Source organism: Streptomyces sp. NPDC104371 (genome assembly GCF_055583785.1).
The window spans coordinates 897587-911775 of record NZ_JBVJNF010000001.1 but is presented as its reverse complement, the minus strand read 5'-3'; the positions used below and the strand labels follow the sequence as shown (position 1 = coordinate 911775).

Annotated in this window: 14 protein-coding genes and 2 pseudogenes; 7 read left to right on the top strand and 9 right to left on the bottom strand. The window is 71.0% G+C overall.

Going from position 1 to position 14189, the window contains the following annotated elements; translation table 11 throughout:
- Positions 1-24: 24 nt before the first annotated feature.
- On the bottom strand, positions 25-915 hold the full coding sequence (locus tag ACZ60T_RS04130; protein ID WP_469664238.1) for an LLM class F420-dependent oxidoreductase: 891 nt from the start codon (positions 913-915) through the stop codon (positions 25-27).
- 240 nt (positions 916-1155) lie between these two features.
- Here ACZ60T_RS04130 and ACZ60T_RS04125 point away from each other — a divergent pair, with 240 nt between their 5' ends.
- A complete protein-coding gene (locus tag ACZ60T_RS04125; protein ID WP_365630914.1) occupies positions 1156-1719 on the top strand; it encodes a hypothetical protein in 564 nt (187 codons plus the stop codon).
- A 302-nt stretch (positions 1720-2021) separates the two neighbouring features.
- Here ACZ60T_RS04125 and ACZ60T_RS04120 read toward each other — a convergent pair whose 3' ends face one another.
- From ACZ60T_RS04120 to xylB, 3 genes are all read right to left on the bottom strand, one after another.
- Positions 2022-2600, bottom strand: coding sequence for an N-acetylmuramoyl-L-alanine amidase (locus ACZ60T_RS04120; RefSeq protein WP_365630912.1), 579 nt, complete (start codon positions 2598-2600; stop codon positions 2022-2024).
- A 470-nt stretch (positions 2601-3070) separates the two neighbouring features.
- On the bottom strand, positions 3071-4279 hold the full coding sequence (locus tag ACZ60T_RS04115) for an ROK family protein (protein WP_469664236.1): 1209 nt from the start codon (positions 4277-4279) through the stop codon (positions 3071-3073).
- Positions 4280-4307: 28 nt separating this feature from the next.
- Positions 4308-5753: a xylulokinase gene (xylB, locus tag ACZ60T_RS04110; RefSeq protein ID WP_469664234.1), complete on the bottom strand. Its 1446-nt coding sequence runs from the start codon at positions 5751-5753 to the stop codon at positions 4308-4310.
- Positions 5754-5949: 196 nt separating this feature from the next.
- Between xylB and xylA the strand changes: the two genes are divergently transcribed.
- Together xylA and ACZ60T_RS04100 are read left to right on the top strand one after the other, a co-directional pair.
- Positions 5950-7116 carry a xylose isomerase gene (gene xylA / locus ACZ60T_RS04105; protein ID WP_469664232.1) on the top strand — a complete coding sequence of 389 codons (1167 nt, stop codon included), beginning with the start codon at positions 5950-5952 and terminating at the stop codon, positions 7114-7116.
- A 214-nt stretch (positions 7117-7330) separates the two neighbouring features.
- Complete coding sequence (locus ACZ60T_RS04100; protein WP_071365621.1) at positions 7331-7513, top strand: hypothetical protein; 183 nt, start codon at positions 7331-7333, stop codon at positions 7511-7513.
- Positions 7514-7594: 81 nt separating this feature from the next.
- On the opposite strand, the gene ACZ60T_RS04095 is transcribed toward ACZ60T_RS04100, so the two are convergent.
- Positions 7595-8437 carry a hypothetical protein gene (locus tag ACZ60T_RS04095; RefSeq protein ID WP_469664230.1) on the bottom strand — a complete coding sequence of 281 codons (843 nt, stop codon included), beginning with the start codon at positions 8435-8437 and terminating at the stop codon, positions 7595-7597.
- A 235-nt stretch (positions 8438-8672) separates the two neighbouring features.
- On the opposite strand from ACZ60T_RS04095, the gene ACZ60T_RS04090 reads away from it, so the two are divergent.
- Entirely contained in the window at positions 8673-9578 is a 906-nt protein-coding gene (locus tag ACZ60T_RS04090) for an oxygenase MpaB family protein (protein ID WP_469664228.1), read from the top strand.
- A gap of 2 nt (positions 9579-9580) precedes the next feature.
- Here ACZ60T_RS04090 and ACZ60T_RS04085 read toward each other — a convergent pair whose 3' ends face one another.
- The gene (locus ACZ60T_RS04085) at positions 9581-10180 is read right to left on the bottom strand and encodes a class I SAM-dependent methyltransferase (RefSeq protein ID WP_469664226.1); all 600 of its coding nucleotides are present in this window, start codon (positions 10178-10180) and stop codon (positions 9581-9583) included.
- Between the two features lie 225 nt (positions 10181-10405).
- Here ACZ60T_RS04085 and ACZ60T_RS04080 point away from each other — a divergent pair, with 225 nt between their 5' ends.
- On the top strand, positions 10406-11044 hold the full coding sequence (locus tag ACZ60T_RS04080; protein WP_469664224.1) for a GTP-binding protein: 639 nt from the start codon (positions 10406-10408) through the stop codon (positions 11042-11044).
- A gap of 4 nt (positions 11045-11048) precedes the next feature.
- On the opposite strand, the gene ACZ60T_RS04075 is transcribed toward ACZ60T_RS04080, so the two are convergent.
- Positions 11049-11477: a PPOX class F420-dependent oxidoreductase gene (locus ACZ60T_RS04075; RefSeq protein ID WP_469664222.1), complete on the bottom strand. Its 429-nt coding sequence runs from the start codon at positions 11475-11477 to the stop codon at positions 11049-11051.
- A gap of 94 nt (positions 11478-11571) precedes the next feature.
- Here ACZ60T_RS04075 and ACZ60T_RS04070 point away from each other — a divergent pair, with 94 nt between their 5' ends.
- Positions 11572-11985 (top strand): roadblock/LC7 domain-containing protein, encoded by a 414-nt coding sequence (locus ACZ60T_RS04070; protein ID WP_252427334.1) that lies wholly within the window; start codon positions 11572-11574, stop codon positions 11983-11985.
- 150 nt (positions 11986-12135) lie between these two features.
- A pseudogene (locus tag ACZ60T_RS04065) lies at positions 12136-13137 on the top strand (DUF6397 family protein); the annotation flags it as partial.
- Positions 13138-13197: 60 nt separating this feature from the next.
- Here ACZ60T_RS04065 and ACZ60T_RS04060 read toward each other — a convergent pair.
- A pseudogene (locus ACZ60T_RS04060) lies at positions 13198-13290 on the bottom strand (acyl-CoA thioesterase II); the annotation flags it as partial.
- A 252-nt stretch (positions 13291-13542) separates the two neighbouring features.
- Positions 13543-13992, bottom strand: a complete 450-nt coding sequence (locus ACZ60T_RS04055) for a pyridoxamine 5'-phosphate oxidase family protein (RefSeq protein ID WP_469664220.1) — start codon at positions 13990-13992, stop codon at positions 13543-13545.
- Between the last annotated feature and the right edge of the window lie 197 nt (positions 13993-14189).

Sequence of the window (14189 nt, the reverse complement as noted above, 5' to 3'; positions counted from 1 at the left end):
TCTCCCGCGTGTCCGGGGCCCGGCTCAGTGGAGCAGGTCGGCCAGGCGGCGCCAGTCCGCGCGCGGCAGGAAGTCGCGCGGCTGGTCGACGACCACCTGGAGAGCCACGTGGTCCGCGCCCGCCGACCGGAAGGCCCCGATCCGCTCCCGGATCCGGTCGTCGTCGCCCCAGGCGAACAGCGCGTCGACCAGGCGGTCACTGCCTCCGTCGGCGAAGTCGTCGTCGGTGAAGCCGAACTGCCGCAGCGCCTTGGTGTAGTTGGGCAGCCCCAGGTACACGGCGAGACTGCCGCGGGCCTTGGCTCGGGCGCTGTGCGGGTCGGTGTCCAGGACGACCTTCGTCTCCGGGGCGAGCAGCGGGCCCTCGCCCAGGATCTCCCGGGCCCGAGCGGTGTGTTCGGGCGTGACCAGGAACGGGTGCGCGCCGGCGGCCCGGTCACGGGACAGCTCCAGCATCTTCGGGCCGAGCGCGGCCAGGACGCGGCGCCCGGCAGGCACGCCCGCCGCGTCAAGAGCGTCCAGATGGCCGACCATGGCCGAGTACGGGCGACGGTACTGGTCCGCCCGTACGGCGTGGCTCACGCCGAGGCCGAGCAGGAAGCGCCCGGGGTGGGCCTTCTCCAACTCCGCCCAATGCGCGGCGGTCTCGGCCGCCTCGTACTGCCAGATGCTCTGGATACCCGTCGCCACGGTGAGGCGGGAGGTCGCCTCGATCAGCGGCACCGCGTGGCGCACCGCGCTGCTGGCGCCCAACCAGACGGCGCCGAACCCGAGTTCCTCCAATTCGGCGGCTGCCTCGGTCAGCTCCCCGCGCCTGCTCGGGTCTTCCGAACGCAGTGCCGCGCTCCAGACGCCGTACCGCCCGACGGCCTCCTGCGCGGAGCTCGTACGTCCTTCGCTCGTCCTGTCGCTCACCCGTCTCGTCCCTCCGTAGGCACCGCCGTGGCCGCCCACGCGGCACAGGGCTTGCTCGATCACAGCAGAGCCCAACGGCTCTCCGACGCGGCGTATTCCACAGGGCATCAGCGGCGCCATTACGCCAAACGTATTGATCCTCATATTGTCGGTATGTCGGATATGACACGTGTGGAGATCATCTGTACGTTCAATCTCGCATCGGCTCACAGCCGACGACTCTCAGACAGGAGAAGTGACATGGCAACGCGTTCCACCGCTGTTACCGCCGCAGTCGCGGCTGCCGCGGCGCTGGCGGCCACGGGCATCACCTACGCCTCCGCGGCCTCCGAGCCGGCTCAGGCGGCTCCGGTCGCCCAGCAGGCCATCGCCGCCCCCGCCTCCGTCCCCCAGGGCGGCGGCGACACAGGCAAGGGCTATGAGGGCAAGGGCAATGAGGGCCACGAGGGTGGTGGTGGCGGTGGGCACGAGAAGCGGCACCACCACTTCCACATTGGCAAGATCCGTGTCAATGAGCGTGAGTACCCGGCCATCCCGGACGGCTGTGTCGTCGTGGTCAGCGGCCTCGGCTCCACGAGCCTCAACGTCCGCAACGACAGCCACCGGACCGTCGAGGTCTTCAACGGTGCCACCTGCGACAACGGCGCTCCCATCGCGACCGTCGGCCCCTGGAGCCAGGCGGACGGCCTGTTCCTGCGGCACATCAAGGGCGGCGTGAAGGTCAAGCACGGTGTGGTGGGCAGCTTCCGCGTGATCAAGCGCCACCACCACGAGGAGAAGGGCGACGACTTCGACAGGGACTGAACGAGTCGCCTCTGAGGCAGAAACGAGAACCCCGGCCCGCCGGAATCGGGCCGGGGTTCCGGTCTGTCTCCCCGACCGGGGCGCCCGCATCCCACGCTAAACCTTTACCGAATCCTCCGCGTGTCGAGAGCGTACGGAGAGTGGTCCTGGGCTAGAGGTCGTAACCCAGAGCCGCGTCCGCCGGGCGTCGCCCGGTGCGAAGTCGCTCCGCGACCCCCTCACCCGTTCGGCGGGATTCGCCCGGTGGCGGAGCCGTTCACGAAGGGATCGGTCGCGCGGGCGACACCACGTGCTCACGGTGCTCAAGCGGCGCGGACGAGCCGCATATAGCGACGCCAGTTCCAGTGCGGCCCCGGATCCGTGTGGTCGCTCCCCGGAACCTCGATGTGCCCGATGATGTGCGCCCGATTCTTGGGGATGTCGTGTCTCTCGCAGATCGCCGCTGTGAGCTTGGCGGACTCCTCGTAGAGGGCGTCCGTGAAGTACTCGGGCCGGTCCACCCACCCTTCGTGTTCGATGCCGATGCTGCGCGTGTTGTAGTCCCAGTTGCCCGCGTGCCAGGCGATGTCGTGCTCACGGACGCACTGCGCGACGTTCCCGTCCGCCGATCTGACGACGTAATGAGCCGACACGTTCGTCTGCGGGTTCGCGAAGATGCCCAAGGTGCCCGCGTACGTCGTCTGTGTCACGTGGATGACGACGAAGTCGAGCGGATAGCTCAGGGGCCGGTCGGAAGCCGTGTAGTTCTCCGGATCCGCCGCCGTCCAGTCCGCGGAAGGCTGGTCGACGACTCGGGGCCGGGCCTGTGCCGACGTCGAGGGGAGGAGCGCATAGGGAACGGCGGCCAGGGCCGCGCCCTTCAGTAACCCGCGCCGGCTCATGAGCGGTCTCACCCGCTCCGATTCGGGGTTCCGCATGCAGACAGTGCCTTCCGTGGAGACGTGCCGGGATCGTTCTGTCGTGTTCGTCCTGTGTCCAGCGCGTTGTATGTCGTGCGCTCAACGCCTCGGCGTCGCCGCTGTTTCGCGCAGCCGGGCGTGTGCCCGCGGTGAGTCTCGCGTGTCGGAAGTGATTCCTTGCGGAGCTTGGCCCCGTAGGTGCAGTTGGTGTCGCGTTCGCCATGGAACCCCCCGAAGGGACGGGCGCAGCCCCCCGTGGCTGCGACCTCGTGTGCATCACGGTACGGCGCTCGGCGGTTGGGCAGGAAGAGCCCGGTGTCTTCGGTGGACAACGGCGGGAATGTGGAGAACTCCCTCACTCCTGCGAGGGAAGCGGCCCCTGAGCACTCCGGGCGGTCCGCCCAGGCCCGCCGGGCCTTGTGGCGCAGGCGGGCGGGCGACTCCGGCAGGCCCTACGCCCGAGTTCCCACGGCCGCGGGATCGTCGAGCACCGCCCGTACCACCGAGTGCGCGGCACCCAGCAAGGGTCCCTCGGGGCCCAGCCGGGAGACCCGTACGGCACAGGCCCGTCCGGCGGACCTCTGCTCCAACTCCCGCTCCAGCGACGGCAGGAGCCAGGGAGCGAGAGCGGCCAGCGCACCGCCGAGCACGACGGCCTGCGGGTCCAGCAGGTTCACCGCCCCGGTCAACGCGATCCCGAGCGCGGTCCCGGCGTCGCACAAGGCCCGACGAACCTCCTCGTCCCCTTGCGCGGCACGCTCGGCCAGCACCTCGACCCGGTGCTCGCCCGGCGTCAGCCCGGCGGCACGCAGCACAGCCTCCTCGCCCGCGTACTGCTCCAGGCAACCGCGCCCGCCGCACGCGCACGCGGGACCTTCCGGGTGCACCGGCACATGCCCCAACTCGCCCGCGAAACCGCGTGTCCCGCGCAGCAGGCACCCGTCCACGACCACCGCGCCGCCGATGCCGATCTCCGCCGAGACATGCAGGAAGTCCAGCGGCGTGTCGTCCCCCAGCCAGAGTTCCGCGAGCGAACCGAAGTTGGCCTCGTTGTCGACGGTCAGGGGCAGCTCGGCAGGCAGGAGCGCGCCGAGGTCGATGTCGTGCCAGTCGAGGTTGGGGGCGCGGACCACGGTGCGCGCGTCACGCGCCACCAGACCGGGCACCGCGACGGCGAGGCCCGCCGGCCACAGCCCCTCCGACTCCGCCTGTGCGACCACCTGCTCCACCAGGGCGCTCAGTTCGGCGACCACCGGCCGCGGCGGGCGCCGACGGTTCGTGCCGTGCCGCACCGCCCGAGCCCGTACCGCACCGCGCAGATCGACCGCGCACACCGCGAGGTGGTCGACGCCGATCTCCGCGCCGATCCCGGCCGGGCCACGCCCGCTGACGGCCAGGGCGGACCCGGGGCGCCCCACCCGGCCGGGACGCTCCGGTCCCAGCTCCTCGAGCAGCCCCGAGCGGATCAGTTCGTCCACCAGCGTGGAGACGGCCGCCCGGGTCAGTCCGATCCGTGAGGCGACCGCGGCACGCGACAGCGGACCCTCGGCGTTCACGGTGTGCATCACCCGCGCGAGGTTGCGGCGGCGCATGCCCTGCTGGGTGTCAGGCAGCCGACGGCCGGGGCTCGACGGATGGGCTTCGTGCAGTGGTGCGGTCATGCCTCCCCCGGATCTCGTCGGCGACTCGTCAGCGCCGGTCCGGTTCCCGCTCCAGCAGCGGCGCCGCATCGGAGAGTACCCCGGTGATCCGCGCGAGCGTCGCCTCGTCCCGCTCCACGGCCTCCAGCACCGGTCCGTGGGCGGTGCCCCAGCGTCGGGCGACGGCCGCCGGGTCCTCGCCCGTCAGCAGTCCGGCGGCCTGCGCGGCGGCCCCCAGCGCGACCAGTTCCTTGGCCACCGGCACCCGCACGGGACGTCCCGAGAGCCGACGTACGGTCTCCTGCCAGGCCCTGCCCCGCGCGCCACCGCCGATGAGCAGCAGCGGAGCGCTGCGGTCCGCGTCGGCTTCGAGCACCAGATCGAGTGCGCCCAGCAGCGCGTGCACCGCACCGTCGTACGCCGATTGCAGGAGTTGCCCCGCCGTCGTGTCGTGCCGCAGCCCGTGCAGCAGTCCCGAGGCGTGCGGGAGGGCGGGAGTGCGCTCGCCGTCGAGGTAGGGGAGCAGCGTCACGCCCGTGCCCGGCTCGACGGCCTCGCGGTCGAGACCCAGCAGGGCGGCGATCCGGTCGACGGCGAGCGTGCAGTTCAGGGTGCAGGCCAGGGGCAGCCAGTCGCCGTGGGCGTCCGCGAAGCCCGCGACGGTTCCCGTCGGGTCGGTCGGGCGCCGCTTCGCGACCGCGTACACCGTGCCGGAGGTGCCGAGGCTCAACACCGGGGTGCCGGGCCGCAGTCCGAGGCCGAGCGCGGCGGCGGCGTTGTCGCCGGTGCCCGGTGCGACCAGGGTGCCCTTGGAGAAGGGCAGGTCATGGGTGTCGCGCACGGTGCCGGCCACTTCTCCGGGCCGGACCACGCGCGGCAGCAGGGCCGGGTCGAGGCCCACGCGCGCGAGGATCTCCTCGTCGTACGCCTCCGTCGCCGAAGCCCACCAGCCGGTGCCGGAGGCATCGCCGCGGTCGGTCGTGCCCTGCCCCGTCAGACGCTCGGTCAGATAGTCGTGAGGCAGCCGTACGGCGGCGGTCGCCCGGACGGCCTCCGGTTCGTTCTCCGTCAGCCAGGCCCACTTCGTCACCGTGAACGAGGCGCCGGGCACACTCCCGGTGCGTTCCGCCCAGGCCTTGGGGCCGCCGAGCTGGTCCACCAGGCGGCGCGCCTGCGGCGCCGACCGCACGTCGTTCCAGAGCAGGGCGGGACGCACCGGTTCGCCCTGCGCGTCCAGGGTGACCAGGCCGTGCTGCTGGCCGCCGATGGACACCGCGGCGGCCTCGTGCGCCGCCTCGCCGCACTGGCGCAGGGCGTCGCACAGGGCGTCCCACCACTGACGCGGATCGCTCTCCCGGCCCGCGCCCGACGTGACGGTGTGCGGCGCCTGACCACTCGCCACCACCTCGCCGGTCGCCACGTCGACGACCAGGGCCTTGGTGGACTGGGTGGACGAATCCACCCCGACGACGAGCGGACCCTCGGCTGCTGACATCGGGCTCTCCCTCTTCCGCGGCTCGCGGGACTCTGGCGTGTCGGCGCGCGTCTCACCAGCCGTCTCGGTCCGGCGCGCCCCCGTCACCGTACGAACTCTCCGGACGGGACACAGCGTCTCTTCCCAGAGATGCCCTCGCATACTAATTTGTTAAGCGCCATGACGAAATAGTCTTCAGCGAGCAAGGAGCCACGACATGAGCTATCAGCCCACCCCCGAGGACAAGTTCACCTTCGGTCTGTGGACCGTCGGCTGGCAGGGCAGGGACCCCTTCGGCGACGCCACGCGCGGCACCCTGGACCCCGTCGAGACGGTGCAGCGCCTCGCCGAACTCGGCGCCTACGGCGTCACCTTCCACGACGACGACCTGATCCCCTTCGGCTCCTCGGACAGCGAGCGCGAGGCGCACGTCAAGCGCTTCCGGCAGGCCCTCGAAACGGCCGGGATGACCGTGCCGATGGCCACCACCAACCTGTTCACGCACCCCGTCTTCAAGGACGGCGCCTTCACCGCCAACGACCGGGACGTGCGTCGCTACGCCCTGCGCAAGACCATCCGCAACATCGACCTGGCGGTGGAACTGGGCGCGACGACGTATGTCGCGTGGGGCGGCCGGGAAGGCGCCGAGTCCGGCGCGGCCAAGGACGTGCGCGTCGCCCTCGACCGCATGAAGGAGGCCTTCGACCTCCTCGGCGAGTACGTCACCTCCCAGGGCTACGACCTGCGCTTCGCCATCGAGCCCAAGCCGAACGAGCCGCGCGGCGACATCCTGCTGCCCACGGTGGGCCACGCCCTGGCCTTCATCGAGCGCCTGGAGCGCCCGGAGCTGTACGGCGTCAACCCCGAGGTCGGTCACGAGCAGATGGCCGGGCTGAACTTCCCGCACGGCATCGCCCAGGCCCTGTGGGCAGGCAAGCTCTTCCACATCGACCTCAACGGCCAGTCCGGCATCAAGTACGACCAGGACCTGCGCTTCGGAGCGGGCGATCTGCGCGCCGCGTTCTGGCTGGTCGACCTCCTGGAGAGCGCGGGCTACAGCGGACCGCGCCACTTCGACTTCAAGCCGCCGCGGACCGAGGACCTCGACGGCGTGTGGGCGTCCGCCGCGGGCTGCATGCGCAACTACCTCATCCTGAAGGAGCGTTCGGCCGCCTTCCGCGCGGACCCCGAGGTCTGGGAGGCGCTGCGTGCCTCCCGCCTGGACGAGTTGGCACAGCCGACCGCCGCGGACGGACTCCAGGCCCTGCTCGCGGACCGCGGTGCCTTCGAGGACTTCGACGTGGACGCCGCCGCCGCGCGCGGGATGGCCTTCGAACGCCTGGACCAGTTGGCCATGGACCACCTGCTGGGCACTCGCGGCTGATCGCTTGCCGGAGCCTCGCCGACCGGTCGGCCGACCAGCCAACCGGTCGGTCGACCAGCCGACCGACCGGCTGGCCGCCGCGCGGGATGCCGGGAATCCTGAGCTGTATCAGGGTTCGGTCTCAGGGTCGTCTCAGGGTCACGACCCGGAACCGCGCGTGGCGCGCACCCGTTCTCACCACAGAGAGCGGCGCTGGCCGTGAAGGAGGCGACACATGTCGAAGAACGCGAAGATCGCCACCGGGGGCGTGGTGGTCGGACTCATCCTGTGGATCTGGCTGCCCTGGTGGGCTGTTCTCCTGATCGTGCTGGGAGTCCCGACCGCCGCGTACCTCACGCTGGACCCCTCGCAGCGGCGCAGGCTGCGCCGGGTGACGCGCAAGGAACTCGGCCGCTGAGGGAGGGGGCGCCCTCCGGCGGCCGACGGCCCTTGTGCTCCGGCGTGTCCCCGCCGCGCGGGCGGGCGCGCCCTCACGGCGTCACGCCGGGCGCACTGCCATCCTGTCGAGCGCCTCGAGGAGTCCGGGCAACTCCGGACCCCGCCCCACCGGCAGCACCTCACCGGGCTTCTCGTCCAGCAGGACGAACGCGATGTCGTCGGTCCTGGCCACCATGGACCAGCCAGGCCCGTCGGCGCGCAGGGTGCGCGCCTCACCGGGCGCGAAGGAGGAGCGGACCCGGCCGGGCGGCGGGGGCGTGTCCACATACGCCCGCGCCTCCGCGAGGACACGACGAACGCCGCCGCGAGCAGGGCTCGCGCCCTCACCCTCCGCGGGTCGTGCGGCCGTTCCGGCCGACGCCCCGCTGTCCGCGGGCGCGAAGTCGGCGTCGTCGATCTGCTCACGCCACTGGGCCCACCGCAGCGCGATCTCGTCCGCTCCCAGGCGCCGTTGCGCGGGACCCCAGATCTCGGTGTCGGGCGGGGCCAGCGGCGCGTGCTCGGTGAGTTCGGGCGCGGGGTCGTGCGGGGCGGGGACACCGGGCGCGGCGACGGCGACGGCCAGCGGCCACCCCGGCAGCGTGGCGACGACCGTCCGCTCGTCGGGCGACAGGTCGTGCTCCATCCCGCAGTCCCAGGACGCGATCGCCACGGCCACGAGGGAGACATCGTCGGTGGCCACCGTCCAGCGCGCACCGTCGCCGTCCTGACCGAGCACGAGGCCGTAGCCCTCGGCCACAGGAGGGAGACCGAGCGCCGCGCAGGCCTCCGGATAGTCGTCGCCCAGCACGCTCGGGAACTGCGCGGGGGTCAACAGCACCGCGGTCAGCAGATACAGCGCGTCGTCCCCGACGGCGACGGCGTCATCACCCGTCCCGACCATGTCACCCTCCCCATCAGTTCGTCCGTCGGCGCACCCTAATGCGCCCCCGAGTCGGTTGTCACGAGCCCGGATCCCCTGAAGAGCTGCAAAGACGGGCGAGGACCGGGGTGAAATGACCGTGCCTGGTGCGATGTCAGGCAGCGTGCGTGTCGACAGGCCTGCGCGCGAGCGCACTTGGCGGCTCGCCGTGCCCCGTAGAGTGGAATCTCCGGAGGTACAGAAGGGGGCCCGGACGGTGAAGCGCTTCGAGCGGCTCGAGCAGATGCTGCGCATGGATCCCGAGAAGGACGCCTCGGAGATCTACCGGATCAGCAGTGCCTACGAGTTCCCCTGGGACCACACCCGCGCCTTGGAACTGGCCCTCTACCGCACGTACGCCGTCCCGTCCATCGGCCGACTGCTCGCCGAGACCGCCGAACTCACGGACCGTACGCAGCGACGCTACGACGACACCGCGATTCTCCTGGACACGGTCGTCGAGCACGGCTTCGCCAGCGACGAGGGCCGCACCGCGATCCGCCGTATCAACCAGATGCACCGCAGCTACGACATCAGCAACGACGACATGAGGTACGTGCTCTGCACCTTCGTCGTCGTGCCCAAGCGGTGGATCGACGCCTATGGATGGCGCGAACTGTCGCGGCACGAGACCATCGCCTCCGCCGTGCACTACCGCACCCTGGGGCGGCACATGGGCATCAAGGACATCCCCGAGACGTACGAGGAGTTCGAGGCCTGCCTCGAGGCCTACGAGGAGGCCCACTTCGCGTGGGATCCCGAAGGCCGCCGCGTGGCCGACGCGACCCTGAACCTGATGGCCTCCTGGTATCCGCGCCCGCTCGCACCCCTGCTGAAGCTCACGACGCTCTCCCTGCTCGACGACCCGCTGCTGAAGGCATTCCGGTACGAGCGGCCGAGCGATGCCACGCGCGCGTGGGTGCGTCGCGCGGTACGCGCGCGTGGCCGCCTCGTACGCCTCATGCCCCCGCGCCGTGCCCCGCACTTCGCGCGGCAGAACTGGGAGATCCAGAGCTATCCGAACGGCTATCGCATCACCGACCTGGGCACGCGCCCGGTCCCCGGAGTGAAGGGCTGCCCTGTGCACCGGGCGAGGACGGCACCGGCCTCCGCCGCCGAGTGAGTTCAGCCCTCGCGGACGGCCAGGGCGAGGAAGCGGGCGTCCTCGTCGACGTACGACGTCATGCGCCACCCGGAACCCGCCAGCAGCGGGCGGAGGTTGGCTTCGGCGCGCAGGTCGTCAGGGGTGATCTGCCGCCCCTGACGGGCTGCGAGGGCCGCCCGGCCGATCGGGTGGAAGAGCGCCAGCAGACCGCCGGGCCGTACCACGCGCGCCAACTCCCGCAGATTCTCGGCGGGATGGGGCAGATGGGCGATCAGCCCCGCTCCGAACACCGCGTCGAGGGACTCCGTACGCAAGGGAAGCCCCGCCACGTCGGCGAGCAGCAGGTGCCCGTCACGGTTCCGTCCCGCCTGCACGGCGGCTTCCAGCATCGCCGGAGTCAGATCGGCTCCCAGAACCACCCCGGAGGGGCCCACGGCCGCGCGCAGGGGTGGGAGGGCCCGGCCCGTACCGCATCCCGCGTCGAGCACACGGTCCCCCGCGCACAGCCCGAGCGAGGCGATCGCCGAGTCGTACGCCGGACCGTCGTCGGGGAACCGCGTGTCCCAGTCGGCCGCGCGCGCGGTGAAGAACTCCTGCACTTGTGTGTGGTCGTTGCTCATGCTTCGCATGATTCCTTACTCGGGCGAAGGACGTGTCGGTACGCACATTCGAGCACGGCGCGATCGTTCCATGGTTCGCTCGCGCCGGATCCCGACACTTCTCGGCCCGCATCCTGGCCGATATGCCGTCCAACTCATTGAGATCGCAGCAGAGTTGACATGATGCTGGCTCCGTACAGATGTGCAGGCGTCGACCGTGGTCGGCACTCCCGAGAGAAGTGATCGATGGTCTCCGAGCACTCCGACGAGCCGCCCGACGGTGAGATGGCCGAGGGTGAGCCGCCCGACGGCGAGACGACCGACCTGGCGTTGAAGATACTGATCGCCGGCGGATTCGGCGTGGGCAAGACCACCCTGGTCGGCGCGGTCAGCGACATCAGGCCCCTGCGTACCGAGGAACTGCTGACCCGGGCGGGCCAGTTCGTGGACGACACCGACGGAGTGGACCACAAGGTCACCACGACCGTCGCCATGGACTTCGGACGCATCACCATCCGCTCCGGACTCTCGCTCTATCTCTTCGGCACGCCGGGCCAGGACCGCTTCTGGTTCCTGTGGGACGAACTCTCCCAGGGCGCCCTGGGAGCCGTCGTCCTCGCCGACACCCGGCGGCTGGAAGGCTGCTTCCCCGCTGTGGACTACTTCGAGCGCCGTCGCATCCCGTTCCTGGTGGCCGTCAACTGCTTCGCGGGAGCCCGCACCTACGACGCCGACGACGTGTCACGCGCCCTCGACCTCGACCACGGCACGCCCGTGGTGCTGTGCGACGCCCGGGACCGGGAATCCGGGAAGGAAGTGCTGATCCGCCTCGTCGAGTACGCCGGGCGCGTGCACACCGCCCGACTGCTGGACTCCGTGAGCTGACGCGCTACTCCGCGACGCCCGAGTAGGCCAGCACCTTCTCGACCCGTACGCGGACGAGCAGTTCGCCCGGAACGCCGTTGCGGGTGCCGAACTCCTCGGCCCGTGCCTCGCCCATGTACCGGGCGCCGATCAGGGTGGCCCAGTGCCGCATCTCGTCGAGCTCCTCCGACAGCGCGGCCCGGCCCTGCAGGACGACGAAACCGTACGGGGGACGGTCGTCGTCCACACACAGAGCGACCCGGCCGTCCCTGGCCAGATTCCGCCCCTTCACCGTGCCCTTCCCGGTGTTGAAGACGACATCGTCTCCGTCCAGCAGGAACCAGATCGGCGCCACATGCGGGCTGCCGTCGGCGCGGACCGTGGAGAGCTTGCCCGTACGGGTGCCGTGCGAGACGAAGGCGCGCCATTCGTCGTCGGTCATCTTGTGTGCCATGCCCTCATTCTGCTTGCCGGGACGGCGACCGTGGTGAAGGCTGGCTGACGGGACCCTCCGGCCGGGGGGAGCGACACCACGGGGAGAAGGCACCATGGCGCAGAACACGGGGCTCGGTTGGCTCCTGGACGATCTGACCGAGCGCGTGGAACACATACGGCACGCACTGGTGCTGTCCAACGACGGTCTGGTGACCGGCACGAGCACGGGGCTGCGCCGTGAGGACGCGGAGCATCTCGCGGCGGTCTCGTCCGGGCTGCACAGCCTGGCCAAGGGATCGGGCCGCCATTTCGGCGCCGGCCAGGTACGTCAGACCATGATCGAGTTCGATGACGCCCTCCTGTTCGTCACCGCCGCCGGGCTGGGCAGTTGTCTGTGCGTGCTCAGCGCCGCCGAGGCCGACATCGGCCGGATCGCCTACGAGATGACGCTGTTGGTGAACAGGGTCGGGGAACATCTGGCCGTGGACGCGAGGCAGCAGGGAGACACACCGGACTCGACCCGCTGACCGCGTCACCATCACCCCTCTGACCAAGGGAAATGATGGGGCGGGCAGGGTTATCCACAGGCCCGCCCGCCGATTTCGTTCTCCAGCTACCGTTTTGTCCGAAGCGGGTGCACACCGCACTCGCCACGGACTCCACGGGGGAGAACCGCCATGGCAGCGAACACGATCACGGCCACCGTCACCGACACCACCGGCAGCGCCAGGGATTCCGCAGCGCGGCAACCCGCCCTGACCCCGAGCCGCGCCGCACGGGAACTGGAGCTCAAGCAGAGCGAGTTCGACCTCGCGGTACGACTGGGACATGTACGGACCGTTCCCGACGAGGGCGGTGGTGGCCGTCGGGTCACCCGCGCCGAGATCGACCGCGTACGCGCCGAAGACGGCTTCCCCACAGCGCTGCGGGAGCGGGTGAAGACCGTGGGCACAAGGAACGGCGCGGCCCTGATGGAGGTGTCGCCCGGCAGGTTCACGCGGCTGGCACGGCTGGGCCTGCTGGTGCCGGTGAAGTGGTATCTGAACCGCTACCGGGCCGTGGTCTGGCTGTATCTGGCCGAGGAGCTGAAGCAGTTCGCCGCCAAGGAGGAGAACGCGCTGCTGCTCACCGGTACGACACCACAAGGGCTGCGCGATCAGTTGGACGCGGGCCTGGACCTGCGGCCCCGCAACTGGCGCGGACGCCACCTCGGTTGGCATCTGCGGCAGACGGAGGATCCATGGGCGAGGGCCGCTGCCGTGGCGTCCTTGCTGGATCCGGTGGAGGTGGCGGAGATCGTCCAAGATCCCTATGAGCGCGCGCAGTTGCGCCGTCTGGAGCCCGCGCGGTCCGCGAGCGGGGCACCCGAATCGGCCGCCGGCCGGATCACCGCGCGGATCATGACAGCGGACGACCCCGACGAGATCGGCCGCCTGCGGGCCGACTTGCGGCAGGCGCTCACCGAAGCTCGTCGACTCCGCCAGGCGCCGCGTCCGTCGCCGGGGGTTTGGGACGAGACGCGGCCTGGGACCACGACCGACCGAGGAACCAAGACGCCTGGTGAGACCGGGGTTGCTCGCCACACCGCGACCTCCCGGGCAACAGAGGTCGCCCCTCGGGCCCCGGTCGTACGGTCGCAGCCGACGCGAGCGCGCGGCATGTTCGGGTGGCTGCGTCGAGGGAACCACGACCGGCCTGGCGCGGCACGGCCGAACCGCGACAGGAGACGACCCGCCGCGTCAGCGTGCGAGCCCGCGGAACAGCCCCTCCTGGACGACCGAGACGAGCGCACGCCCTCCGGTGTCGTAGCTGCGGCTTCGGGCCGGACCCTGTCGCGGACGCCCTGCGGCACGAGGACGTCGAGTGGGAATCCGCCGACGACGGCCGCACGCGCGCCACGCCCGCACTCGACTCCCGGCAACGGCTCCTCGCCCCCAGGAGTCACCTCGGTGCGGCGTTCCGCAGCGAAGCGCCGTACGCCATGACCTCCGCGATGCGGCAGTTCGCTCAACGCCTCATCGACACCATCGGATCCGGCGCGCAGCAGCCGCCCGAGGCCGGAGCCTCTCGGGGCAGGGTTCTCCCTAGTCGCTCACCGCCCGGCGGATGCCGGTGACCAGGGCGGGGTGGATGCGTACGACGTGGTCCGGGCCGTGGTCCGACTGTGGGCGCAGCGCCGCCCGGTAGCGTGCCACCTGCTCCGGGTCCGTGACGAGATGGCAGTGGCCGGTGGCGACGACGCTCCATCGCAGGCCGGTGTGGTGGTCGATCTCGTCGGCCTGGTAGGCGACGGCGACGCCTTGGGAGCCCGCCTGCTCTGTGGGGGCGGTGAGGACGGCGCCGTTGCGGGCGCAGACGATGATGTCGCCGCCGTCGAGGATGTGGTTGACGGGGCGTACGGCGGGCAACGCCCACTGCGGGACGTCCAGCGGGAAGACGATACGGCCCAGGGGGACGCTGCTGAGCAGGCGCAGGGCTTCGTCGGGGTCCAGGTCCACGGTGCGGCGCGGCTCGGGAGGTAACCGATGCGTCATGGGCGGATGTCCTTCGCGCACGGCGGTACTCGTCCGCCGTACAGGGTCGGTGCCACTGGCAGGTCTGGCGGCCCTCATACAACGCGTTTCGGCCGTGCGCTGCCAGAGCCGTTCGGCCCATAGGCGTATGTGATGCGGATCACTTCAAGGGGGTTCTTGTGTCGTACGAAGACACTCTCCGGGCGGCGTCGCTCGCT